General features: G+C 65.7%; 20 protein-coding genes and 1 pseudogene. 14 read left to right on the top strand and 7 right to left on the bottom strand.

Annotated features, from left to right (window positions below; genetic code table 11):
- Positions 1-12 precede the first annotated feature (12 nt).
- From G6N41_RS01675 to purD, 3 genes are read left to right on the top strand one after another with little or no spacing between them, the layout of a single operon-like run.
- A complete protein-coding gene (locus G6N41_RS01675; RefSeq protein ID WP_198966399.1) occupies positions 13-879 on the top strand; it encodes an NAD(P)-dependent oxidoreductase in 867 nt (288 codons plus the stop codon).
- The gene (locus tag G6N41_RS01670; protein ID WP_198966398.1) at positions 879-1,316 is read left to right on the top strand and encodes a carboxymuconolactone decarboxylase family protein; all 438 of its coding nucleotides are present in this window, start codon (positions 879-881) and stop codon (positions 1,314-1,316) included. Before G6N41_RS01675 ends, G6N41_RS01670 begins: the two co-directional genes overlap by 1 nt.
- Positions 1,317-1,354: 38 nt before the next feature.
- Entirely contained in the window at positions 1,355-2,623 is a 1,269-nt protein-coding gene (gene purD / locus G6N41_RS01665) for a phosphoribosylamine--glycine ligase (RefSeq protein ID WP_020730725.1), read from the top strand.
- A gap of 39 nt (positions 2,624-2,662) precedes the next feature.
- Here the strand turns inward: purD and G6N41_RS01660 are convergent, their stop codons facing one another.
- On the bottom strand, positions 2,663-4,201 hold the full coding sequence (locus tag G6N41_RS01660) for a serine/threonine-protein kinase (RefSeq protein ID WP_198966397.1): 1,539 nt from the start codon (positions 4,199-4,201) through the stop codon (positions 2,663-2,665).
- A 329-nt stretch (positions 4,202-4,530) separates the two neighbouring features.
- Between G6N41_RS01660 and G6N41_RS01655 the strand changes: the two are divergent.
- Positions 4,531-5,445 (top strand): annotated as a pseudogene (locus tag G6N41_RS01655) (universal stress protein).
- 28 nt (positions 5,446-5,473) lie between these two features.
- On the opposite strand, the gene G6N41_RS01650 reads toward G6N41_RS01655, so the two are convergent.
- From G6N41_RS01650 to G6N41_RS01640, 3 genes are all read right to left on the bottom strand, one after another.
- Positions 5,474-7,588 (bottom strand): Rv1355c family protein, encoded by a 2,115-nt coding sequence (locus G6N41_RS01650; RefSeq protein ID WP_407663766.1) that lies wholly within the window; start codon positions 7,586-7,588, stop codon positions 5,474-5,476.
- Positions 7,589-8,047: 459 nt separating this feature from the next.
- The gene (locus tag G6N41_RS01645; RefSeq protein WP_198966396.1) at positions 8,048-9,649 is read right to left on the bottom strand and encodes a gamma-glutamyltransferase family protein; all 1,602 of its coding nucleotides are present in this window, start codon (positions 9,647-9,649) and stop codon (positions 8,048-8,050) included.
- 67 nt (positions 9,650-9,716) lie between these two features.
- Positions 9,717-10,628: an alpha/beta hydrolase-fold protein gene (locus tag G6N41_RS01640; protein WP_198966395.1), complete on the bottom strand. Its 912-nt coding sequence runs from the start codon at positions 10,626-10,628 to the stop codon at positions 9,717-9,719.
- Positions 10,629-10,683: 55 nt separating this feature from the next.
- Here G6N41_RS01640 and G6N41_RS01635 point away from each other — a divergent pair, with 55 nt between their 5' ends.
- Positions 10,684-11,307, top strand: a complete 624-nt coding sequence (locus tag G6N41_RS01635) for a TetR/AcrR family transcriptional regulator (RefSeq protein ID WP_198967681.1) — start codon at positions 10,684-10,686, stop codon at positions 11,305-11,307.
- On the opposite strand, the gene G6N41_RS01630 is transcribed toward G6N41_RS01635, so the two are convergent.
- Positions 11,304-12,065 (bottom strand): DUF429 domain-containing protein, encoded by a 762-nt coding sequence (locus G6N41_RS01630; protein WP_198966394.1) that lies wholly within the window; start codon positions 12,063-12,065, stop codon positions 11,304-11,306. The two genes, G6N41_RS01635 and G6N41_RS01630, sit on opposite strands and share 4 nt — an antisense overlap.
- 118 nt (positions 12,066-12,183) lie before the next feature.
- On the opposite strand from G6N41_RS01630, the gene purB reads away from it, so the two are divergent.
- The 7 genes from purB (at position 12,184) to pcrA (ending at position 21,006) form a co-directional block, all read left to right on the top strand.
- Entirely contained in the window at positions 12,184-13,611 is a 1,428-nt protein-coding gene (gene purB / locus G6N41_RS01625; RefSeq protein WP_198966393.1) for an adenylosuccinate lyase, read from the top strand.
- Positions 13,608-14,864, top strand: a complete 1,257-nt coding sequence (locus tag G6N41_RS01620) for a cytochrome P450 (RefSeq protein WP_038580888.1) — start codon at positions 13,608-13,610, stop codon at positions 14,862-14,864. The genes purB and G6N41_RS01620 overlap by 4 nt, the downstream gene beginning before the upstream one ends.
- Positions 14,865-15,084: 220 nt before the next feature.
- A complete protein-coding gene (locus G6N41_RS01615) occupies positions 15,085-15,300 on the top strand; it encodes a hypothetical protein (protein ID WP_198968083.1) in 216 nt (71 codons plus the stop codon).
- Positions 15,301-15,372: 72 nt separating this feature from the next.
- On the top strand, positions 15,373-15,792 hold the full coding sequence (locus tag G6N41_RS01610; RefSeq protein ID WP_198913147.1) for a hypothetical protein: 420 nt from the start codon (positions 15,373-15,375) through the stop codon (positions 15,790-15,792).
- A 5-nt stretch (positions 15,793-15,797) separates the two neighbouring features.
- Complete coding sequence (locus tag G6N41_RS01605; RefSeq protein WP_231608575.1) at positions 15,798-16,346, top strand: hypothetical protein; 549 nt, start codon at positions 15,798-15,800, stop codon at positions 16,344-16,346.
- A 293-nt stretch (positions 16,347-16,639) separates the two neighbouring features.
- Entirely contained in the window at positions 16,640-18,616 is a 1,977-nt protein-coding gene (locus G6N41_RS01600) for a PPE family protein (protein WP_198966392.1), read from the top strand.
- Between the two features lie 80 nt (positions 18,617-18,696).
- Complete coding sequence (gene pcrA, locus G6N41_RS01595; RefSeq protein ID WP_198966391.1) at positions 18,697-21,006, top strand: DNA helicase PcrA; 2,310 nt, start codon at positions 18,697-18,699, stop codon at positions 21,004-21,006.
- Between the two features lie 78 nt (positions 21,007-21,084).
- Here the strand turns inward: pcrA and G6N41_RS01590 are convergent, their stop codons facing one another.
- Both G6N41_RS01590 and G6N41_RS01585 read right to left on the bottom strand, forming a co-directional pair.
- A complete protein-coding gene (locus tag G6N41_RS01590) occupies positions 21,085-21,669 on the bottom strand; it encodes a hypothetical protein (RefSeq protein WP_198966390.1) in 585 nt (194 codons plus the stop codon).
- 3 nt (positions 21,670-21,672) lie between these two features.
- On the bottom strand, positions 21,673-22,740 hold the full coding sequence (locus tag G6N41_RS01585) for a M23 family metallopeptidase (RefSeq protein WP_198966389.1): 1,068 nt from the start codon (positions 22,738-22,740) through the stop codon (positions 21,673-21,675).
- A 275-nt stretch (positions 22,741-23,015) separates the two neighbouring features.
- Here G6N41_RS01585 and sucC point away from each other — a divergent pair, with 275 nt between their 5' ends.
- Positions 23,016-24,179 carry an ADP-forming succinate--CoA ligase subunit beta gene (sucC, locus tag G6N41_RS01580; protein WP_198966388.1) on the top strand — a complete coding sequence of 388 codons (1,164 nt, stop codon included), beginning with the start codon at positions 23,016-23,018 and terminating at the stop codon, positions 24,177-24,179.
- A 14-nt stretch (positions 24,180-24,193) separates the two neighbouring features.
- Positions 24,194-25,096 (top strand): succinate--CoA ligase subunit alpha, encoded by a 903-nt coding sequence (gene sucD, locus G6N41_RS01575; RefSeq protein WP_198966387.1) that lies wholly within the window; start codon positions 24,194-24,196, stop codon positions 25,094-25,096.
- Positions 25,097-25,119 lie beyond the last annotated feature (23 nt).

The following is a 25,119-nucleotide window of genomic DNA, read 5'->3' as shown; positions in this document are numbered from 1 at the left end:
GGAGCGGCGCACATGTCTGAGCACCCGAAACTCGGGTACATCGGTCTGGGCAACCAGGGTGCCCCGATGGCCAAACGCCTGCTCGACTGGCCCGGCGGCCTAGTGGTTTACGACGTCCGGGCCAAGGCGATGACGCCGTTGGCCGAAGCCGGCGCCAGCGCCGCCGCCAGCGTCGCCGAGGTCGCCGGCGCCGACATCATCAGCGTGACAGTGCTCAACGACGCCCAGGTGCGTGAGGTGATCACCGGTGCGAACGGTCTGGCGGCACACGCGCGCGCGGGCACCATCATTGCGATTCACTCCACGATCAGCGACACCACCGCCGAAGAACTCGCGCGGGAACTGCGCTCGCGCGGGATTCACGTCATTGACGCGCCGGTCAGCGGTGGTGCGGGAGCCGCTAGCAAGGGCCAACTGGCCACCATGGTGGGGGCCGGCGACGACGTCTTTGCCCGGGTCAAAGAGCCGTTCTCTTGCTGGGCATCGCTGGTGGTACATGCCGGCCCGCCCGGTGCGGGCACCCGAATGAAGCTGGCCCGCAACATGCTGACCTTCACCTTTTATGCGGCCGTCGGCGAGGCCTGGAAGCTGGCCGAGGCAAGTGGGGTGAACCTGCAGGATCTGGGCAACGTGGTGCGCCACACGGACAAACTGACCAGCGGCGCCGGGTCGATCATGTTCCGTGATAACACGAAAGACCTTGAGCCTGGCCATTTCCTGTACGACGGATTTGTGCACGCCCGCGATCTTGGTGAGAAGGATCTGGGGCTGGCGCTGGCGTTGGGCGAGGCGCTGTCAGTCGATCTGCCGCTGGCTAGGCTCGCGTTGGAGCGGCTTGCGCCCGGTCTTGGGGTACCGCACACACAGAAGGACGCGTAATGGACGAACTGCGCCGCAAGGGCCTGGACAAGATGAACGAGGTCTACGGCTGGGAGATGCCCAACATCGAGGTTGACGCGTACTTCGACCTGACCGTTGATCACCTCTTCGGCACGATCTGGACCCGGCCGGGGCTGTCGATGCGCGACAGACGTCTCATGACGCTGACGGCGGTGACGGCGATCGGAAATCGCGACCTGGCCGAGATCCAGATCAACGCCGCGCTGCTCAACGGGGAACTCACCGAGGCCGAACTGAAGGAAATGGCGGTCTTTCTCACCCACTACCTCGGGTTTCCGCTGGGTTCGGCGCTCAATGGTGCGGTCGACGCGGTCCTGGCGCGGCGTAAGAAGGCCGCGGCGAAGGGCGCCGGCGAGGACAAGAAGGGCAACGTCGACGACGCGTTGAAGATGCACTCGGGCGGCAAGCCGGACTGAGACGGTGCCGGGCCGGGTGAGCCCGCTAGGCTTGCCCCGTGCGCGTCCTGGTGATCGGTTCCGGTGCCCGTGAACATGCTCTACTGCTGGCACTCGCCCGCGACCCGCAGGTCAGCGGGCTAGTTGTTGCTCCCGGGAACGCGGGCACCGCCCGGCTGGCCGAGCAACACGATGTCGATATCACCTCCGGTGACGACGTCGTCGCGCTGGCCCGCGAGGTGCGCGCCGACCTGGTGGTTATCGGCCCGGAGGTGCCACTGGTCCTCGGGGTGGCCGACGCCGTTCGCGCGGCCGGAATCGTGTGTTTCGGCCCCAGCAAGGACGCGGCGCGCATCGAGGGATCCAAGGCGTTCGCCAAAGAGGTGATGGCCGCGGCCGGGGTACGCACCGCCAGCAGCGAGATCGTCGATAACCCCGCGCGCTTGGACGCCGCTCTCGATCGATTCGGACCGCCCGCCGGTGACCCGGCCTGGGTGGTGAAAGACGACCACCTGGCCGCGGGCAAGGGGGTGGTGGTCACACCGGAGCGTGATGCCGCCCGGGCACACGCTGCCGGGCTGCTGGAAGCGGGGCACCCGGTGCTGCTGGAGTCGTATCTGGACGGCCCCGAGGTATCGCTGTTCTGCGTGATCGACGGTGAGACCGTGGTGCCGCTGCTACCGGCGCAGGACTTCAAGCGGGTCGGAGAAGGTGATACCGGCCCCAACACCGGAGGAATGGGCGCCTACGCGCCGCTGCCCTGGCTGCCAGACGGCAGCTACCGGCAAGTCGTCACCGAGATCATCGAACCCGTTGCGGCCGAGCTAGTTCGGCGTGGTTGCCCGTTCTCCGGATTGCTCTACGCCGGCCTGGCGATCACCGCGAAGGGGCCGGCGGTGGTCGAATTCAATTGCCGTTTCGGTGATCCGGAGACCCAGGCGGTGCTGGCGTTGCTGGACTCACCGCTCGGTCAGTTGCTGCACGCCGCCGGTAGCGGAAAGCTGGCCGACTTCGGCGAACTGCGCTGGCGCGAGGGTGCCGCGGTGGCGGTGGTACTGGCCGCGGAGAACTATCCCGGACGGCCCCGCCTTGGCGACGTCATCGTCGGCGCCGAGGCTGACGGGATCTTGCATGCGGGCACGGCACGCCGCGACGACGGGGCGATCGTGTCATCCGGGGGCAGGGTGCTCTCGGCGGTGGGAACCGGTGCTGACCTGGCCGCGGCGCGCGCGGACGCGTACCGCATTCTGGGGTCGATTCGTCTGCCGGGCAGTCATTTCCGCAATGACATTGGGTTGCTCGCCGCGCAGGGCAGGGTCGGCGGCTAACCCACCTCCCGAGCGGGCGATGCCCCTTTGGCGGCTTTCCTACCCCTGGTACTGCGGGCAGTAGGCGGTGATCGCCGCGTTGATTCCGGCGGACGCCTGTGCGGGCGTGATTCCGGTGTTGTTCACGGTCGCGGCGGCGGCATTATGGGGGGTTCCCCCGTTTTGCAGGCTGGTGCATACGGCACGGCCGGTGGCGGCCGCGGTTGCGGGGTCGGTGACGGTGATACCGGGAATCTCTGACACCAGGGACAGGAAACTCTGGTCGGGGCTGGGGGGATGTGGTGGTGCCGGCGGCGTCACAACGGGCGCGGGAATTCTGGAAAACTTTGGCGCGGAGATGATCTGGGTTTCGTCCGGTCGCTGTGGTGGCGGCGCGACTCGGTGCGGGGCCGGCACGGGTGGCGTGGGCCGCGGCGGTGGCGGGTGTTGTGCCACCGGTTGGGTCGGCGACGGCGGAGGGCCTTGTTCCGGGGATGCGGCCAGCGTCCTGTGCGCAGAGGCAGTGGTGTCATTGGAGATCGAGTAGCCACTGGCGCCGACGGCAGTGAGCGCTAGCACCGTCGATGCTGCCGCGAAGATGCGCCACCTACCGCGTCGTTGCGGCGTTTCGCGGTCAGCCAAGGTTCGAGGCGCCGGGGTGGCCTTGGCCGGCCTGCTCGCCAGAGGTGCCGGCATGGTCGAAGCCGAGGACTTCGGGTGCCGGCCACAGCGGGCGGCCCGCGCGAACGCGTGCGCGAAATCTGTGCATCGGGCGTATCGATCGGCGGGATTCTTCGCCAGTGCCACGGCCAGCACCGGGTCGAAGGCCGCGAGTTCGGGGCGCGTCTGGGCCAGCGCCGGTGGCGGGGTGGACAGGTGGCGGCTGATCACCACGGCCGGGTTGGTGTGCGGGAACAATGTTGTCCCGGTCAGCAGGTGGTAGACGGTGGCGGCGAGCGCGTACTGATCGGCACGTCCGTCGATCGGTTCGTCCGTCAGCTGTTCGGGCGCGGCGTAGGGGAACGTTCCGATGGTCATGTTGGTGGCGGTCAGACCACTGGCGTCGCCGATGTTGCGCGCTATTCCGAAGTCGCCCAACAGGATTCTCTGGCCGTCTTCGCCGGGGTCGCTGAGCAAGATGTTCGCCGGGCTGACGTCGCGGTGCAGCAGATCATGGTGCTGATGCGCGTAGTCGAGCGCGCTGGCGATCGCCGCGATGATTGTCGACACCTGATCTGCCGGCATGCCAACCGGGTAGTGGTCCCGTAGCAGGCTGGCCGCGTCGGTTCCCTCGACGTAGTCCATCGAGATCCAGAGCCCGCCGGCATGTTCGCCCCGGTCGTTCACCCGGACGATGTTCGGATGCCACAGCGCGGCGGCAACGTCGGCCTCCCTGATGAAGCGACGACGATAGTCGTCGTCGGCACAGACGCCGGCGCCGAGGACCTTGAGCGCTTCGTGGCGGGGCAACCGTGGGTGCTTGGCTAGGTAGACCTCGCCCATGCCGCCGGAACCCAGCAACCGGAGGATGGTGTATCCGGCAAATACTTCTCCGGCAGTCAACCCGATGCCGGGGTCTTGATGAACTAGCCCAACCATCACGCCGTCCATTGCAGTGTTGCCGGCGCCGGCTCAGCGCTGGCCTGGGATTAGTCTAGGGAGTTCACGTTCCGTTTACCATGAAGCCATCACCGGTTCATTGAAAAGTCTTACCTGATGGCCGGGTGCCGCCGCCAGCCGGACGACCAGCGAGCAACATCGTGGCGCTGGTTCGCGGCACCGTTGTCACGCGGTGTGCCGGCATCGCGGGGCCGAAGTGAAAGGTCGTTTGGTCCCTAATGGTTGGGACGAATGCCTCCTGACGACCGCGCCACCGGGTTCTAGCGTCGAACCTAGGCAGCGGAGCTTCCAAGGGATGAGGCGGCGGAATGGGCGGCGAGGTAGTGGATCCGGGAATCGTCATCGGCATCGACGGCTCGCCCGGCTCCGATGCGGCGCTGAAATGGGCCGTCCAGGAGGCCACGATGCGCAACGTGGCACTGACCGTGGTGCATGCTGCGGCCTACGTGCCGGACGCTGCGCCCAAGGCCGAATGGTTCGGTGACCCGGCTCCCGATGAACTTCTGCAGCAACTGGACACGCGGGCCCAGCAGGTTCTGGCCGACGCGGTGCAGATCGTCAAGGACGCCACCGACGACCATCGTCTGCGCATCATCCATGAGCTCAGTTCGCAGTCACCCGTTCCAGCGCTCGTCGAGCTGTCCAGGAAAGCCGACCTGGTGGTGGTGGGCAGTCGCGGTCAGGGGTTGGTGAAGCGCATGCTGCTGGGCTCGGTCAGCACCGGGCTGGTCCATCACGCCCACTGCCCGGTCGCGGTGGTACCCAGCGAAGTCCCGCCACCGGTTGAGGGGCCGGTTGTGGTCGGCATCGATGGCTCGCCGGCGTCGTAGCTTGCCACCGCCATCGCTTTCGACGAGGCCTCCTGGCGGGGTGCGGAACTGGTCGCGCTACACGCCTGGACCGATGCCGAGGTCCCCGCGGCGGCGAATCGGGACTGGACCGGCACCACCAGGACGTCGTGGTCGGAGCTGCAAGCGGCGGCCGACGAAACGCTGGCCGAGCGATTGGTCGGCTGGCGGGAACGCTATCCAGACGTGGTGGTCCGTCGAGTCGTCGTGGTCAACCGTGCCACCCAGCACCTGATCGAGCACGCGGAGTCCGCCCAGCTTGTGGTTGTCGGCAGCCATGGGCGCGGAGGATTCTCCGGGATGTTGCTCGGGTCGGTCAGCACGGCGGTGGTACACGCGGTCCGCGCACCCGTGATCGTCGCCAGGCAGGGCTAGCACCCGGCGCAAGAATCGCTGGTCGAAACTAGCCCGAGCCCGTCATCGCTGCGGCCGAAACGGTGCCCAGGCCGCGCCGCAGACTGCGCACCGATGTTTTCGGGGCATGCGAGAACCTGAACAGCAGCACGTGTGACTCGTCGGCTCTGGTGTGCGTCAGCGCCCGCAGCCGCTCTTGGAGGGAACCCAGGTGCGCGGCGAAATCGGGTGACAACCCACGTAGTTCGTCGTCGTTGCGCGCGTAGAGGAACACCGGAGCCAGGGGCTGCACCGCCAGTCCGAGGTGTTGTGCGGTGATCCACACCGCCTCCATGGCCGAGCCGCCGCGCGCGTAGTCGGCCAGAGTATCGCCTTGAATGGACACCACGCCGAAGCCCGAGCTGGCACAGATGCGGGCGCGCGTGTAGTTGCCGAGGCCCGCGCCGGCCTCCCACTCGGCGAGCTTACGTATCACGTCCGGGCGTCTGGCGATGTGAAAGCCGGTCAGCTCCCAGCGGTCCATCTCCAGGCTGCGCATGTCGATACCCGGCTCCATGGAATCGGTGGTTGGCCAACGGATCTCCGACAACATCTCGGCGTGCATGTGCTGGGTCAGGTACCGAACGCGGTCTGAGGCGGCGAAAATCGACGCCACGTCCGCGATCTCGTCTGCACCGGTCAACAACTGCAGCCGAGCGCCCTCGGCCGTGGCCACCGCCTCCAGGGACGCCACAACCCCGTCCTCGAGTGCGACAGCGGCACCCCGATGACGATTGGTTTCCCGCAGCCACATCGGCTCATAGAGGCGGGCCAGGTTGGGGTCGCCGCCGTCGGCAAGCTTGACCACGGCCGACAGCCGATGCCCGTGCCCGGCGATGTCGGCAGGTCCAAGTACTCCGTGTTTGGCCGCGGCAACTCGGGCGTTGAACCACGCGGCGCCGACGGCGACGGCGCTAGCGCGGTAGTCGACGTCCAACGTCGCGACGTGCTCGGTCGAGAGCTCGATGGTCACCGAATTCGGGTCGGTCTCGATATGCCAGGGCTGATTATTGGCGGCCGACGGCGCCCGATTGGCCGCGGCCGCGACGATGAGGTGCGCGGCTGACTCCGGTGGTTCGGCGGCCATCGCACAGTCCGCGCCCGACGGGCTGGATTCGTCATGCGGGGCGGGTTCGGCAACCCGATCGAGCGCCTGCCCGACGTCGATGCGCACCCGGCCCGATGCAAGCGGCTCGTTCAACCCGATGCGGCGCACGGCTTCACAGACCGCGGTCGCCCCGAGCGAGACCTCGCTGGCCAACTGCGGCCAGGTTGCCAGGGTTTGCTCGATCTCGACCAGCGAGGCCGCGGACCGGGTGGATAGTCCCTGGATGTCGAACAGCCGGAGGATATAGGGGAGCTTCTCTCGATTGGACAAGCCCGGCAGCTCGTCGAGGTCGATATCGCCCAACAGTCCGTGCAGGATGGGGCGCGACGGATCCATGTCGAACCGTTCGATGTCCACCAGGCCCCGGTCGCTGGTTGCCATCAGCACCGGAATGTGTCGTGCCCGGGCGGCGAGGCGGACCCCAAACTTCATGTCGAGCGAGTCGCATTCCTCGACGAGTATGTCGAGGCCGTCCAGGAACGCGTCCATGGCCTCGGCGGACAGCCCGGACGTGTTGACCTCCACGGGGAGGTAGGGATCGAGTTCGGCGATGCGCCGAGCCGCCACCGTCGCCTTGTTCACTCCCAGGTCGAAAACCGTTGCCGGTACCCGGTTGAGGTTGGAAACCTCGAGGGTGTCGAAGTCGGCAAGCCGCAGCGTGCCGCACAGTCCTTGGGTGGCCAGCATGTGTGCGACGGCATGCCCCACGCTCAGGCCCACCACGCCGATCTTGAGCCGCCCGAGTCGATCCTGTTCGGAGCCGGTGATCAGGTTCCGGTTGCGATCCAGCCGCAGCGCCCGAAAAGATCTGGGGCCGAGGATGCTGACCACCGTTTTGCGCCAGGGATAAAACGCCCATCGCTTGGATTCGGCCATAATTTCCGGGGCCAGCGGGGGTAGCACACTTTGGGCATTGGCCTTCTGCTCGTCCCATCTGTCGATCACCTCGATATGTGGATCGGCGCGCAACTCCGCCAACGTACGCCGATCGCTAGCATCGGACTCATCGAGGATCACTGGGCGATTCACCGGCTCAGAGTAGCAACGGTCATCTTTTGGGGCGCGCTTGACTGGTGGTGTTGGAATCGCGACAAATGGCGGCTGGTCGCTCGCTGCCGGATGTTTGCCAGTCGTCGGCCAGATGCGTCGGCGCCGCCGCCGTGAATCAACCGCGATCCTGCTGCGCGCCTGGTCCGGGCCCGGTTGACCGTCCGCATGCGGCTTGTCCGCGGACCGATTGCTGGTTGGGATGGAAAAGAATCGGCATTCGGTCTCGAGATCGCGCCAATCCGGCCTCCTTCTCGGCCGAAAAAACATCCCAGCTAACGACATTTGCTGTCGGCAAGATTGGTTTAGGGCGAGATGGTGGTTTCTAATTTTTGGTGCGAGTTGCTCGGACCAAACCAAGATCGGACGACATTTCGATTGGACGTGCGCCAGTGAATGTGGAATGACGATGCAAATCGACGGCCGTGGTCAGAAGGCGGCGGCCTGACCGTCTCGGCGTGGGTCACTGGCGGCCAGGTAGCCATGCTCGAGCCGCCAAATCGCTTGGCAGCTACCGAACTCGTTGTAGTCCTCGACGGTAACCAGATCGTGGCCACGCCGGCGCAACTCGTCCAGCGTCGACGGTGGAAAGCCCTTCTCGCAGCTGACTTTCAATCCCTGGACCCATCGGAATCGGGGACCGTCACATGCCGCTTGCGGATTCTGGCCGTAGTCGGCGATGCGGACCATCATCTGTACATGTCCTTGGGGCTGCATTTGGGCGCCCATCACGCCGAAGCTGAGTACCGGGGCGCCGTCCTTGGTGACAAAACCGGGAATGATGGTTTGGTAGGGGCGTTTTCGGGGTCCGACCTGGTTCGGGTGTCCTGGTGTTGCAACAAAACCCGATCCCCTGTTTTGCAGTGATATCCCTGTTCCGGGCACCACCACGCCGGAACCGAACCCCATATAGTTCGACTGGATCATCGATACCATCAAGCCGTCGGCATCGGCTGCCGTGAGATAGATGGTCCCCCCTTTGGGGGTCCCGGCCGAAGCTGGCTTTGCCTGTTTGAGGTCGATCAGTGCCGCCCGCCCTCTGAGGTATTCCTTGTCGAGGAGCTGCTCGGGCCCCACCGTCATGTGGTCGATATCGGCCAGCTGGTGCTGGGCATCGCTGAAAGCCAGCTTCAGCGCCTCGATCTGCAGGTGCACGCTGTCGGCGGAATCGACTGGATAACAGGATATGTCGAACTGGTCGAGGATCCCGAGCGCGATCAGTGCCACGATGCCCTGGCCGTTGGGCGGAATCTCGTGGATGGTGTAGTGGCGATAGTTGGTGCTGATGGTGCCGACCCAGTCGGTGCGGTGCGCGGCCAGATCGCTGGCGCGCAGCGCTGCGTCATTGGCCCTCGCGTGCGCTTCCATCTTGTCGGCCAGCTCGCCTCGGTAAAACGCTGCCCCCGTGCTGGCGGCGATCTTCTCGAGTGTGTCCGCGTGGTCGGGAAAGGTGAACAGCTCGCCGGGCTTCGGCGCTCGACCGCCGGGCAGGAACGCCTCAGCGAATCCGGGCTGGTCCGCGAACAGGGCCACTTGAGCCTGCCATTGTGCGGATACCTTTGGTGATACCAGAAAGCCGTTGCGGCCATAGGTGATAGCGGGACCGAAGAGCCGTTCAAAGGGCAGCTTGCCGAACTTGGTGTGCAGGTCCACCCATGCCGATACGGCGCCCGGAACGGTCACCGAATTCCAGCCGAGTATCGGAACGTCCTTGCCGCAGAAGTATTCTGGCGTCCACGCCGCAGGCGAGCGGCCCGATGCGTTGAGCCCATGCAGCTGTTGGCCGTCCCAGACGATGGCGAAGGCGTCCGAGCCGATGCCGTTGGACACCGGTTCCACCAGGGTGAGGGTGATGGCGGTGGCGATAGCGGCGTCGACGGCGTTCCCGCCTTCGGCAAGCATCCGAAGACCGGCTTGGGCGGCCAGCGGCTGTGAGGTGCACACGGCGTTGGCGGCCAGGATGGGCGTGTGCGGCCATGCGTACGGAAAGGTCCAGCCGAAGGGGGAGGCGGATCCGGCAGATGAGGTCATCGCCGGATCGTTGCACGTAGCTGCGGCGGGCTCAATTGAGGTGGCCGGCTCCCGGCGGGCGCCGGGGCTACGCCACCAGCAGTGGCGCCATCCAGGTTAGCTCCGCGGGCAATTGCGAGCTCCAGAATCCGCCGTTGTGCCCGCCCGGGGAGAATCCGCCCGCGGGCGGATTCGGAAGTTGAGCGATGAACTGCTTGGTAGCGCTGTAGAACGGATCGCTGTCGCCACAATCCACTCGGATCGGGATCGAGCCGAGTGCCGGCATGCCCCATACCGAGTTGGCCGCGTAGTCGGCGGCCCCGTCGAAGGCTCCCGGTGCGGCCGCGCCGGCCGAGGTCCACAGCGCCGGGCTCACCGCACAGATCGCCGCGGTGCGGGCCGGGCCGAGCCGTCCGCCCAGTAGCAATGCGCCGTAGCCGCCCATCGACCAGCCGAGGAAGGCCACCCGTGAGGTGCCCAGGCGCTGGGAATCCAGCATCGGGATGAGTTCGTCGAGCACCATGGCACCGGAGTCCTCCCCGGACGCTCGCTTGTGCCAGTAGCTACCCCCGCCGTCGACGGCCACCACCGCGAACGGCGGCAACCCGGCGTTGACGGCCTGGGCGAGCCCCTGCTCGACCCCGCCGGCCATCACGGTGGCCGCGTCACTGCCCTTACCGTGCAGCGCGAGCACCGGCCGCAGCGGCTGGGTCTGACCGGGCGGGCGGGCGATCGCCCAGTTCGTCGTGATCCCGCCTCGAGCCGCTGACACAAACGAGCCGGTGGTCATCGTCGGAGCCGCCTGCGCGGGCTGGGGCGGATCGAGCGGCCGTGCCGGAGCCAATGGAACGTTTGTGCCAATCGGCGGCGCGGGCGCGGCACGCGAAGTCCGCGGCAAAAGCGCCATGTCGAGTGCATATGCGCCGACCGCGCCAAGGGTAGCGCTGGCGCTGAGACCGAGCACGGCGCGGCGGCTGAGGTCTGGCATGCGGGCCATCATGCCATGGACGTTTGGCGAAAATGGCAATGCAGTACCACTTTTGCTGGCAGCATGTGTGGGCGTGACGGCAGCTGTTACTCCAAAAGGAGAACGTCGGCGGTATGCGTTGGTAAGTGCCGCCGCCGAGCTGCTTGGCGAGGGTGGGTTCGAAGCGGTGCGCCACCGGGCGGTCGCGCGGCGGGCTGGACTGCCGCTGGCGTCGACCACTTACTACTTCTCTTCCCTGGACGATTTGATCGCCCGGGCGGTCGAACACGTCGGGATGATCGAGGTGGCGCAATTACGGGCCAGGGTCAACGCGCTGTCGCGGCGGCGTCGGGGCCCTGAAACCACCGCTGACGTGCTTGCTGACCTCCTGGTGGGGGATGTCTCCAGTCCTGGGCTCGCTGAGCAGCTGATATCGCGATATGAGCGCAATATCGCTTGTACCCGCCTGCCGGCGTTGCGCGAAAGCATGCGTCGCAGCTTGCGTCAGCGTGCTGAGGCGGTCGCCGAGGCCATCGAACGATCCGGGCGTTCCGTGCGCATCGAACTGGTGTGCACATTGATCTGCGCGGTCGACGGCTCGGTGGTGTCCGCCCTGGTAGAGGGGCGGGATCCGCGTGCCGCGGCGCTGGCGACGGTGGTCGATCTGATCGACGTGCTGGCGCCGGTCGATCAGCGGCCGGTTCAGGTCTAGCGCCTGGCTGTAGGCGCCGGGGTCAGGCCGGCCGGCAGGGTCGGCGTCAGGATGTAACCGCTGGTGAGGTCTCCGTAGACGGTGATGTCGGCGGGGCGTCGTTCGGCGTACAACGCCACATAGGCGCACACGACGGCATCGACCGGGTCTTCGGCGCGGCGCAGCTCGCACTTGCGCTGCGCGGTCACCACCTGCCGGCGCAACGAGAGCCAGTCCTGGTTCCCGGTCACCTGCAGCGGCACCGGCGCGGTGCGCAGCGCTTCGACCTCGTCCATCAGTCGCAGCAGCTCCGATCTGAGCCGATCGACGCTGCGGCCCGGTTTGGCCTTGTATTTCAAGGTGCGCGGCAGCCGAAACAGGGCCACCGTGGCCGCGTGTGGATAGACCTCGATGGCGCGCCGGGAAGCCGGGGAGAAGGGGTCGATGTCAAGGCCCAGGGAGTCGGCCAGGCGTGCGGCGCGCGGACGGTGGGCAAACTCGGGTTTTCCCGTGTTGGCTGGATGCGCGCCCGCCTCGAACTTGCGAAAGTCGTGGTTGAGCGCGGTCTCGGCCGGCCGCTGGCCGGTAGCGTTGGCCACCACCAGCGGCGCGTCGAAGGCGACCCGGCAAGCGCCCCGCAGATGGGGCTGTAGCGCCGCGAGCACGGCGGCGTCCTCGCGGACCGCGCCGGCGCAGACCAGGCGACCGTCCGAGTCGAGCACCGCGACGCCGGTCGGATTGCGACCGGCCCAGGCCAGATCCACACCGGCGAAGTACACCTGGCCAGGGTATGGCGGCCTCATCCGGGTGCCCCAACGTTGCCGACCGGTCGCCCACATCCGGGATCTGGACCTGCCCGGAAGGCTCGACCGTAAGCTGTGTCTTCGTGAGGACCAAGTGAGCGTTCCCAACGTCCTGGCCGCCCGCTACGCCAGCGCCGAGATGGTTGCGATCTGGTCGCCGCAGGCCAAGGTGGTGGCCGAGCGGCGGCTCTGGCTGGCGGTGCTGCGGGCGCAGCGGGAGTTAGGCGCAAAGGGCACCGCTGTTCCTGCCGACGCGATCGCCGACTACGAGCGGGTGATCGATGACGTGGACCTGGACTCGATCGCGTCCCGCGAGCGGGTGCTGCGCCACGACGTGAAGGCCCGCATCGAGGAATTCAACGCCCTCGCCGGCCACGAGCACGTGCACAAGGGGATGACCAGCCGGGACTTGACCGAGAACGTGGAGCAGCTGCAGATCCGGCAGTCGCTGGACCTGACCTTCGCTCACGGGGTGGCGGTGGCGGCACGGCTCGCCGAGCGGGCGGTGGCCTACCGCGATCTGGTGATGGCCGGGCGCAGCCACAACGTCGCAGCGCAGGCCACCACGCTGGGCAAGAGATTCGCCTCGGCGGCCCAAGAGACACTGATTGCCCTGGTCCGGTTGCGGGAGTTGATCGACCGCTACCCGCTGCGCGGGATCAAGGGCCCGATGGGCACCGCCCAGGACATGCTCGATCTGCTGGACGGCGACTCGGCCAAGTTGACCGACCTCGAACAGCGGGTGGCCGACTTCCTGGGTTTCTCGACGGTGTTGACCAGTGTGGGGCAGGTCTACCCGCGTTCGCTGGACCACGACGTGGTCTCCGCGCTGGTGCAGCTGGGCGCGGGCCCTTCCTCGTTGGCACACACCATCAGGCTGATGGCCGGCCACGAGCTGGTCACCGAAGGCTTCGCGCCGGGGCAGGTCGGTTCGTCGGCGATGCCGCACAAGATGAACACCCGCAGTTGCGAACGCGTCAATGGGCTTCAGGTGGTGCTGCGCGGATACGCTTCCATGGCCGCCGAGCTCACCGGTGCGCAGTGGAACGAGGGCGACGTGTTCTGCTCGGTGGTGCGTCGAGTCGTGTTGCCGGACAGCTTCTTTGCCATTGACGGTCAGACCGAGACATTCCTGACGGTGCTGGACGAGTTCGGAGCCTATCCGGCGGTGATCGCGCGTGAGCTGGATCGCTACTTGCCGTTCCTGGCCACCACCAAGGTGCTGATGGCGGCGGTGCGCGCCGGTATGGGGCGGGAGTCGGCCCATCACGTGATCCGTGAACACGCGGTGGCCACGGCCCTGGCCATGCGTGAACATGGGGCCGAACCCGACTTGCTGGATCGGTTGGCCGCCGATCCGCGGCTGCCGCTGGATCGCGCGGCACTGGACGCGGCGCTGGCCGACAAGGCGGCATTCACCGGTGCCGCGGCCGACCAGGTTGACCAGGTAGCCGCCCAAGTAGACGCTCTGGTGGGTCGCTACCCGGAGGCGGCCAAGTACGCTCCGGGGGCAATTCTGTGACATCCGGCGGCGTGCTCTCCAAGATCGACTTCACCGATCTGGACAACTTCGCCGCCGGTTTCCCGCACGAGCTGTTCGCGATCCATCGCCGCGAAGCCCCGGTGTACTGGCACGAGCCGACCGACAACACCCCCGACGGAGAAGGCTTCTGGTCGGTGGCCACGTACCCGGAAACTCTCGAGGTGCTTCGTGACCCGGTGACGTACTCCTCGGTCACCGGCGGGCAGCGCCCCTTTGGCGGCACCTTGTTGCAGGACCTGGCCATCGCGGGACAGGTGCTCAACATGATGGATGACCCGCGGCATGCGCAGATTCGGCGGCTGGTCAGCTCCGGGTTGACACCGCGGATGATTCGCCGGGTGGAGGACGACCTGCGTGCCCGGACCCGGCTGCTCCTGGACGCGGTGGTGCCGGGTGAACCTTTCGACTTCCTGGTGGACGTGGCCGCGGAACTGCCGATGCAGATGATCTGCATCCTGCTGGGAGTGCCTGAATCCGAACGTCATTGGCTATTCGAGGCCATTGAGCCCCAGTTCGATTTCGGTGGTTCGCGCAAGGCGGCGGTTTCGCAGCTGTCGGTCGCGCAGACGGCCGAGGAGGCCGCGTCGCGGATGTACTCCTACGGCCAGGAGCTGATCGCATCCAAGCGTGCCGCGCCCACCGACGACATGCTGTCCGTGGTGGCCAACGCAATGGTGGACGGGGGAGATGAGCCGGCCCTGTCCGATCTCGAGCTGTACCTGTTCTTCAGCCTGCTGTTCAGCGCTGGGGCGGAGACGACACGCAACGCGGTGGCGGGTGGGCTGCTGGCGCTGGCCGAGCATCCAGAACAACTGCGCGCGCTGCGTGGCGATCTCGACTTGTTACCGACGGCGGTCGAGGAGATGGTGCGCTGGACGTCGCCGTCTCCGTCCAAACGGCGTACCGCCACCCGTGACGTCACCTTGGCCGGGTGCTCGATCGAGGCCGGGCAGAAGGTGCAGATCTGGGAAGGCTCCGCCAACCGCGATGCCCGGATATTCGACCACGCCGACGAGTTCGACATCACGCGAAAGCCGAACCCGCACTTGGGATTCGGACAAGGCGTTCACTATTGTCTGGGGGCCAATCTGGCCCGGCTGGAGCTGCGCGTGTTGTTCGAGGAGCTGCTCGGCCGGTTTGGTGCCGTGCTGGTTGGCCAGCCGGTCGAATGGACCCGCAGTAACCGGCACACCGGGATCCGACACCTGGTCGTAGAACTGTTTGGTGGTTAGCGCTATCGGGTAGCCGGCCCGGCTGACGCCATGGGTCGCGCTCGTCCCGGAGCTACCTGGGCGGCCATCGATGTGTGGTGGTGCATTTTAGCGCGATGGCCTACCCATCCGCTATAGTGCGGCAAGCATCACGAAAATGCCCGTGAAGCGCCCTCGGTGGATCACGTAAAAATGCCCGCGAAACGGTCGATCCTTGGCAGGCATGGGAAGTGGGCTGTCGATGTCGTCTCGGGCCGAGATCACCGCGAAGTTCGACAGGGCGTATGTGGGGGCGCCGAAGGCGGGCAAGGGGCAGATTCTGGATCAGGTGGTGGCGGTCACCGGCTGGTCGCGTGACAACGCCCGGCGGCGGTTGAGGGCGGCGGCCGCGCCGCCGGGAGCGGGTCGGCAGGTCGCCAAACGGACTCGCCGGCAACGCAATCCGAAGTACTCCTAGGATGCGCTCAAGGTGTTGCAGAAGGTGTGGGCGGCCTCAGGCGGGCAGTGCGGCCGGTATCTGGCCGCTTCCATGGCACTTCAGTTGGATGCTCTAGAACGCCACGGCGAACTGGTGGACGGCCGTGACCGTTACGGCCCGGCGGTGCGTGCCGAGCTGTTGGCGATGAGCAGCGCCACGATCGACCGCTACCTGCGCGGCGCCAAGGCCCGCGACCAGATCTCGGGTGTGTCGACGACGAAACCCTCCCCGCTGCTGCGGTCCTCGATCACCATCTGCAAAGCAGGCGATGAGGCCGAAGAATCTCCGGGGTTCTTCGAAGGCGACACCGTGGCGCACTGCGGCCCGACACTGAAAGGTGAGTTCGCCCGCACGGTCAACCTCACCGACATGCACATCGGCTGGGTGTTCACCCGCACGGTGCGCAACAACGCCCACCCCCACATCCTGGGCGCCCTCAAAACCGGAATTACTAAAATCCCTATAAGGTAACGGGTTTGGACTTCGACAACGGCACCGAATTCCTCAATAAGGCGGTCATCAAGTGGGCCGCGGACATGGAGATCTTCTTCACCCGCTCACGACCCTACAAGAAGAACGACCAGGCCACCATCGAGTCCAAAAACAACCACCTCGTGCGTCGCTACGGGTTCTACTACCGCTACGACACCGACGAAGAACGCGCCGTGCTCAACCGGCTGTGGCACCTGGTCAACGACCGGCTCAACTACCTGACCCCCACCATCAAACCCATCAGCTACGGCTGCAGCCGCGACGGTCACCGCCGCCGGCTCTACGACAAGCCCCAGACCCCCCTGGACCGGCTGCTGGCCGCCGGAGTCCTCTCAGCGGCCCAACAAACAGAGCTGCTCACCTACCGCAACAGCCTCAACCCCGCCGCGATCGCCCACCAGATCGCCGACCTGCAAGCCGCCCTGCTCAGACTCGCCAAAGACAAGACCGAACAGCTCTACCCCGCCGCCATACCCGCCGCTCTACCCGCCCTCAAAGCCGGCATCCGCATCAAAAGCAAGACCACCACCTGACCCCGATTTCGCGGGCATTCCTTACCTGATGCATGAACCAGGTTTCGCAGGCATCTTGACTTGATGCATCACGGGGATGGGATGTGAGCCCGGGGCGGTGGCCGAATCGCACGCGGTTTGCGGCGATCGCGCTTGCTGGGAACTGCCTGTGAATCATGGCCCGGTCGCTGGAAAGCGCACGGATCCCGGATCCAGGAGCTTGGATATTCGCAGGCTCCGAATTCGGTGCGGCCGGGAGTCGGCGGCTCAGCTTCGAAGCCTGGCTAAGACCGCTATTGGGAAGGGCTGCGGCAATGAACTTTTCGATTTTTCCTCCCGAGATCAACTCCCTGCGAATGTTTACCGGCGCCGGTTCTGCCCCGATGCTTCAGGCCGCGGCGGCGTGGGAAGGCCTGGCCGGCGAGCTGGGGTCGGCGGCGGACTCGTTCGCATCGGTGACCTCCGGGCTGGTTGGGCAGGCGTGGCAGGGCCCGGCATCGGCGGCAATGGCGGCTGCGGTCGCGCCCTACACGAGTTGGCTGAGTGCGGCGGCGGCGCAGGCGGTCGGTGCGGCCGGTGCGGCCAAGATGGTGGCGAGCGCGTTCGAGGCGGCGCGGGCGGCGACGGTGGTGCCGGCCGCGGTGGCGGCCAATCGAAATGCGTTGGTGCAGATGGTGATGTCGAACATCTTCGGTCAAAACGCGCCGGCCATTGCGGCCGCCGAAGCCGCCTATGAGGAAATGTGGGCGCAGGACGTCGCGGCCATGTTCGGCTACCACTCGGGGGCGTCGGCGGTGGCGGCGGCGCTGTCACCGTGGGAACAGCTGCTGCAGAATGTCCCTGCCCTGAGCCCGCTGGCGGCAATCGGCAACCTCGGCGCCGGGAATCTCGGATTCGGCAACACCGGAATCGCGAACCTGGGCAACGGGAACACGGGCAACCTCAACTTCGGCGGCGGCAACATCGGAAACTTCAACTTCGGCAGCGGAAACCGGGGCGGCAACGTCAACTTCGGCAACGGCAATAACGGCTTTTTCAATCTGGGCGGCGGGAACATCGGGTCGAACAAATTCGGCAGCGGTAACCGCGGAAACGGAAATATCGGCTTCGGGAACTACCAAAGTACCGGCGGCGCAAATATCGGCGGCGGGAACAGTGGCAGTGGCAACAAGGGATTCGGTAACACCGGAAACTACAACATCGGTAGCGGAAATTTCGGGAGCTTCAACTTTGGTGACGGGAACCGCGGCAGCAACAACTTGGGTTTCGGCAACACCAATAGCGGCAACGTGGGTTTCGGCAACCTGGGCGCCAACAACGTGGGCTTCGGAAACCTTGGCAGTGGCAACGTGGGCTTCGGAAACACCGGCAACAACAACTTTGGGATCGGCCTGAGCGGCAACGATCAGGTTGGCATCAACTTCAACGGACTCAATGGCGGAAGCGGAAACATTGGCTTGTTGAACTCGGGCAACAACAACGTCGGCTTCTTCAACTCCGGTGACGGAAACTGGGGCATAGGGAACTCGGGTGACACCAACACCGGCATTGGCAACTCCGGCAGTTTCAACACCGGGTTCGTCAACGCCGCCTCGCTCAACACCGGCATGGCGAACTCGGCCAACACCTGCTTGGGCGTCGGCAACTCCGGCGCCGGCGACGTCGGCTTCATGAACGCCGGTCACGACAATGTCGGGCTCGGCAACGCCGGCAGCTTCAACATGGGCTTCGGCAACGCGGGATCCGGAAACGTCGGCTATGAGAACGCCGGCGGTGCCAACGTGGGCTTCGGCAACTCGGGTTCGGACAACACCGGGTTCCTCAACTCGGGCAGCACGAACACCGGCGCCGGCAATTCCGGTGAGGTCAATACCGGCTTCGGTATCGCAACCGACAGTGGTGCGACCAACTCCGGCTTCGGGAATACCGGCAGCGGAAACTCGGGGTTCAACAACGACGGCAACGACAACTCGGGCTTCCAGAACACCGGCACGTCGAGCGAGGGTTTCGGAAATGTGGGCAATAACCAAACGGGTTTCCAGAACACCGGCGGCACCAATACCGGCTTCTTCAACACGGGCACCAATGATGTGGGAGTCGGGAATTCGGCCAACCTCAACATCGGATTCTGGAATAGCACCGGGGCCGGAAACGTGGGCGTCATGAACACCGGCACGGACAACTCCGGTTTCATCCAGACCGGAACCGCCAACTCGGGCTTCGCCAACTCGGGCACCAGCAGCTCCGGCGGCCTCAACAAGGGCGACCAGCAATCGGGCTTCGGGAACTGACCCCGAATCCAGACGCTCGCCCGGGCGTTGGACCCCGTCGGCGCCAAGTCGTCGGCGGGCGGCGGTAAGTTTGGGCGGACATGACTGTTCAAGCGACCGATGCCGACCAACTGCTGGAAGGTCTCAACCCACAACAGCGCCAGGCCGTGGTGCACGAAGGCTCGCCGCTGCTGATTGTGGCGGGCGCGGGCTCGGGCAAGACGGCGGTGCTGACCAGGCGGATCGCCTACCTGATCGCGGCCCGCGGTGTTGGGGTCGGTCAGATCCTGGCCATCACCTTCACCAACAAGGCCGCCGCCGAGATGCGGGAACGGGTGGTGAGCCTGGTCGGCGGCCGGGCCAAGTACATGTGGGTGTCCACCTTCCACTCGACCTGCGTGCGCATCCTGCGCAGCCAGGCGGCGCTGATCAAGGGCCTCAACTCGAACTTCTCGATCTATGACGCAGACGATTCACGGCGGCTGCTGCAGATGATCGGGCGCGATATGGGCTTGGACATCAAGCGATACTCGCCGCGCCTGCTGGCCAATGCCATCTCCAATCTGAAAAACGAATTGATCGACCCGGATCGGGCGGTGTCGGATCTGTCGGAGGATTCCGATGACTTGGCGCGCACCGTCGCATCGGTCTACGCGGAATATCAGCGCCGCCTGCGGGCCGCCAATGCGCTGGACTTTGACGATCTCATCGGCGAGACGGTGGGCATTCTGCAAGCTTTTCCCGAGATCGCCGGGCACTATCGGCGCCGGTTTCGGCACGTTCTGGTCGACGAATACCAAGACACCAACCACGCGCAATACGTCCTGGTGCGGGAACTGGTTGGTCGCGGCAGCGACGACGAGCCCGGGGACGTGCCCCCGGCGCAGTTGTGCGTAGTCGGCGACGCCGATCAGTCGATCTATGCGTTTCGCGGCGCCACCATTCGCAACATCGAAGACTTCGAACGCGACTATCCCGTTGCCACGACGATTCTGCTGGAACAGAATTACCGCTCGACACAGAACATCCTGTCGGCGGCCAACTCGGTGATCTCGCGCAACTCCGGACGTCGCGAGAAGCGGCTGTGGACCGATGCTGGCGCGGGGGAGTTGATCGTCGGCTACGTCGCCGACAACGAACACGACGAGGCGAGGTTCGTCGCCGAAGAGATCGACGCACTGGCCGAGCGGGACGAGATCACCTACAACGACGTCGCGGTCTTCTATCGCACCAACAATTCGTCGCGGTCGCTGGAAGAGGTGTTCATCCGCGCCGGCATTCCCTACAAGGTCGTGGGCGGCGTGCGCTTCTACGAGCGCAAGGAGATTCGCGACATCATCGCCTACCTGCGGGTGCTGGACAACCCCGGCGATGCGGTCAGCATGCGGCGCATCCTCAACACGCCGCGCCGCGGCATCGGCGATCGTGCCGAGGCCTGTGTGGCGGTGTACGCGGAGAACACCGGCGCCGCCTTCTCCGACGCTCTGGTGGCCGCCGCCGAGGGCAAGGTGCCGATGCTCAATAGCCGTGCGGAGAAGGCGATCGCGGGCTTTGTTGAGTTGCTCGACGAGTTGCGAGGACGCCTCGACTCATCCGAGGGGGATCTCGGTGAGTTGGTGGAGGCGGTGCTGGAACGCACCGGATACCGCCGCGAACTGGAGTCCTCCACCGACCCGCAGGAGCTGGCCCGGCTGGACAACCTCAACGAACTCGTCAGCGTTGCCCACGAATTCAGCACCGACCTGGCAAATGCCGCCGAACCCGAACCGGATGCCGAGGATGTGCCGGACACCGGCATGCTGGCGGCCTTTCTGGAACGGGTGTCGCTGGTCGCCGACACCGACGGTATTCCCGAGCATGGCGCGGGCGTGGTCACCCTGATGACCCTGCACACCGCCAAAGGTCTGGAGTTCCCGGTGGTGTTCGTGACCGGGTGGGAGGACGGGATGTTCCCGCACATGCGGGCACTGGATGATCCGACCGAACTCTCCGAAGAACGGCGACTGGCCTACGTCGGCATCACCCGGGCCCGGCAACGGCTCTACCTGAGTAGGGCCATCGTCCGGTCTTCGTGGGGGCAGCCGATGCTCAACCCCGAATCCCGGTTCCTGCGGGAGATACCTCAGGAACTCCTCAACTGGCGCCGCCTTGCGCCCAAGCCGTCGTTCAGCGCGCCCGTGAGTGGCGCCGGCCGGTTTGGCACTGCGCGGTCGGCACCCGTCCGCACGAGCACGAGCAAGCGGCCGCTGTTGGTGCTGCAGCCCGGCGATCGCGTCACACACGACAAGTACGGTCTGGGCCGCGTCGAGGAAGTATCCGGTGTTGGCGAATCAGCGATGTCGCTGATCGACTTCGGTAGTTCGGGACGGGTGAAGCTGATGCATAACCACGCCCCGGTCGCCAAGCTCTAGCGGCTACTCGCCGAACCTGAACGCGTTGCGAAAAAGTTGCGAAATCGTCTCAGTGAGAACACATTCGGCCGGAGCCGGCTAGTCGAAAAGCCAGCGCCTGGTCTGGGGATGCAGCGCCAGCACCGCGCTGGCGATCGGCAATACCGGAAAGGCGTGCACGATCCAAGCGACGCGAGCGCCGGCGATGAACACGCCACCGTATGTCAATACCGCAACCACGGCGCCCACCAGGATCAGGTAGCGCCCGAACGGGCGGCGTAGCAACAGCATGATCACCCCGGCGGTGGTGGAGCTCGCGAAGACCAGCGCCAGAAATCCCACCGCGATGCAGAACAGGCGGTCGCTGCGCCACCAGCCGGTGATCAGGTCGGTGGCAACCACCGAGGTGGCCCATCCGTTGACGATGCTGACGGCCGCGGTTGCGACCGCCGTCCGCGAACTTGGCTCGACGGGCGGCCCGTCGGGCAACGGCGGTAGCCGGTCTGCCCGCGCAGTCTCGTCAAGGGAGGGTGGGCGGTGCGAAATCTTGGCGGTCGCGGAGCCCGTCATCACCGGTTGTGGTCCCGTCGGCGCGCGCCGAATGATGCGGGTCCGTGGCTCGTCGGCGGACGGGGACGGATCGGGTGTGGTCTCGCTCGCAGCGGGGTCGCCCGGTGCGGTCAACGGTCAGCCGGCGTAGTTGCCGACGTTCAGGCCGCGCTTGGCGAGCCAGGGCACCGGGTCTATCCGCTCAGTGCCGCCCTGGAGAACTTCGAAGTGCAGATGCGGGCCCGTGGAGAAGCCCCGGTTGCCCATCGTCGCGATCTGATCGCCGGCCATCACCCGCTGTCCAACATTGACCAGCGTGGTGTTGACGTGCCCGTAGAGCGTCACGGTGCCGTCGGCGTGGCGGATTTTCACCCACATGCCGTAGCCGGCGGTGGGGCCCGCGTCGACCACCAGGCCGTCCGATACCGCGTAGATCGGGGTTCCGATGGAGTTGGCGAGGTCGATCCCGGCGTGCAGTACGCCCCAGCGGTAGCCGAAGTTGGAGGTGAAAATGCCTTTGGTGGGCATGACGTAAAGAGGCTGTTGCAGTCGAGCCTCGCGTTGGGCGCGTTCCTGGGCAAAGGCCACACCGCGAGCGAACTCGGCCTTGTGCGCCTCGACATTGGTCGCCGGTTGTGCTGCGATGACCTGAACCCCGCGGGCCTCGTTGCTGTTCGAGCCTCCGATAAGGGCCGATGCGTTCGCGGTCAGCACGGTGTCCATGCTGGTGACGTCGGATTGGTGGGTCACGGTATGCGCTGCGGCGGCGGCTGCACCGGCGGCCATGGACCCAATCAGGATTCGACCCTTTGCCGCGCTGGTGGACTGCTTGCGGTGCTGGCCACCACGGCGGGGTGCCGGGGCGACGTTCGTGGCCGGGGGGACAGCAGCGCTTGGCTCGGGGAGAGCCTCGCTGGTCGCGCTGACCAGTACCGGGCTGGGGGTTGCCAACCACGCCGGAATCAGATTGTCGATCTCATCGAGATCGTCAAGCTCGGGCGCTTGAAGGAGCTGTCGACCGGTGTCAAACTCGAGATCACCAAAGTCCAAGTCGTCGAGCTCGGCGAGCTCTAGCTCGTCGAGCTCGTCGAAACCATCCAGTGGGATGATCTCGGTGACTTCGTTGCGATGGTGCTGGAGCCAACGATCGCGGGCTGTGCGAGGGTTGCCAACGACGGCAGTGCGGGCGTATCTGTGCTGGGACAATGCTGAAATGTCCTCGTTTTGTGACCATAACGTTATCTGGACCCTGAGACGGTATCCGCTCTCGGGGGTAGCTGGCAACCTCAGTTTGGGAATCTGCCTCAAAATGTGAGTCAGATCACGTTTAGATCCGCGGATTTACGGTGATCTGCGCCACACCGGTGGATGCGATCGCCGGGCTCATTTGGCGCCTAGATACAGTTTGCAACCGTGCGAGTTGCCGAATCTTGGTATCGCCTCCCTATTGGTCTAGCAAGTCGAGCGAAGACAGTGAGCCCATGGATCTATTCGAGTATCAAGCGAAGGACCTGTTCGCCAAGCACAATGTACCTACTACGCCGGGGCGGGTGACTGACACCGCCGAGGGCGCGCGGGCTATTGCCACCGAAATCGGTCATCCGGTAATGGTCAAAGCGCAGGTCAAGATCGGCGGTCGCGGCAAAGCCGGTGGCGTCAAGTACGCTGCCACGCCCGACGACGCCTACGAACACGCCAACAACATCCTCGGCTTGGACATCAAGGGCCACGTGGTCAAGAAGTTGCTGGTCGCTGAGGCTAGCGACATCGCCGAGGAGTACTACATCTCGTTCTTGCTCGATCGTGCCAACCGCACCTACCTGGCGATGTGCTCGGTAGAGGGCGGCATGGAGATCGAGGAGGTGGCCGCCACCAAGCCCGATCGGTTGGCCAAGGTCCCGGTGGATGCGGCCAAGGGCGTTGACCTGGCATTCGCCCGCTCCATCGCCGAACAGGGCCACCTGCCGGCCGAGGTGCTCGACGCTGCCGCGGTAACCATCTCCAAGCTGTGGGACCTGTTCGTCGGCGAGGATGCCACCCTGGTTGAGGTCAACCCGCTGGTGCGTACCCCCGACGACCAGATTTTGGCGTTGGACGGCAAGGTCACCCTGGATGCCAACGCCGACTTCCGGCACCCCGATCACGTCGAGTTCGAAGACCGTGCGGCCACCGATCCGCTGGAACTCAAGGCCAAGGAACACGACCTCAACTACGTCAAGCTCGACGGCCAGGTCGGCATCATCGGTAACGGTGCTGGCCTGGTGATGTCGACCCTGGACGTGGTTGCCTACGCCGGTGAGAAGCACGGTGGGGTAAAGCCCGCCAACTTCCTCGACATCGGTGGCGGCGCCTCGGCCGAGGTGATGGCCGCCGGCCTGGATGTCGTGCTGGGTGATTCACAGGTCAAGAGCGTGTTCGTGAACGTGTTCGGCGGCATCACCTCATGCGATGCGGTGGCCACCGGGATCGTCAAGGCTCTGGAAATCCTCGGTGCCGAGGCGAACAAGCCGCTGGTGGTCCGGCTCGACGGCAACAACGTGGAGGAGGGCCGTAGCATCCTGACCGACGCCAACCACCCGCTGGTGACGCTGGTGCCGACGATGGACGAGGCTGCCGACAAGGCCGCTGAGCTGGCCAGCGCCTGAAAGGACTTTGAACAATGTCGATCTTCTTGAACAAGGACAACAAGGTCATCGTCCAGGGCATCACCGGCAGCGAGGCGACCGTCCACACTGCGCGCATGCTCAAGGCCGGCACCCAAATCGTCGGCGGGGTGAACGCGCGCAAGGCGGGCACCACCGTGACGCACGAGGACAAGGGTGGCCGGGTAATCAAGCTGCCGGTATTCGGCGGTGTCGCCGAGGCGATGGAAAAGACCGGCGCCGACGTCTCGATCATCTTCGTGCCGCCGAAGTTCGCCAAGGACGCGATCATCGAGGCCATTGACGCCGAGATTCCGCTGCTGGTGGTCATCACCGAGGGGATCCCGGTGCAAGACACCGCCTATGCCTGGGCCTACAACCTGGGCAAGGGCGGCAAGACCCGCATCATCGGGCCCAACTGCCCGGGCATCATCACCCCGGGGCAGGCGCTGGTTGGCATCACCCCGGCCAACATCAGCGGCGCCGGCCCGGTCGGGCTGGTCTCCAAGTCCGGCACGCTGACCTACCAGATGATGTTCGAGCTGCGCGATTTCGGTTTCACCACCTCGATCGGTATCGGTGGCGACCCAGTGATCGGTACCACCCACATCGATGCCATCGAGGCGTTCGAGAAGGATCCCGACACCAAGCTGATCGTGATGATCGGCGAGATCGGTGGGGACGCCGAGGAGCGAGCGGCCGACTTCATCAAGGCCAACGTGTCCAAGCCGGTTGTCGGTTACGTGGCGGGATTCACCGCGCCGGAGGGCAAGACCATGGGGCACGCGGGTGCCATCGTGTCCGGCTCCTCGGGCACCGCGGCGGCCAAGAAAGAAGCCCTGGAGGCCGCCGGGGTACAGGTCGGCAAGACCCCGTCGGAGACCGCGGTGCTGGCCCGGGAGATCCTGAAGGGTCTCTAGACGCCGAGCAGACGCAAAATGGC

Origin of the sequence: Mycobacterium shottsii (genome assembly GCF_010728525.1) — a bacterium.
Lineage (GTDB): Bacteria > Actinomycetota > Actinomycetes > Mycobacteriales > Mycobacteriaceae > Mycobacterium > Mycobacterium marinum.
This window is presented reverse-complemented; position numbering and strand designations above follow the sequence as displayed.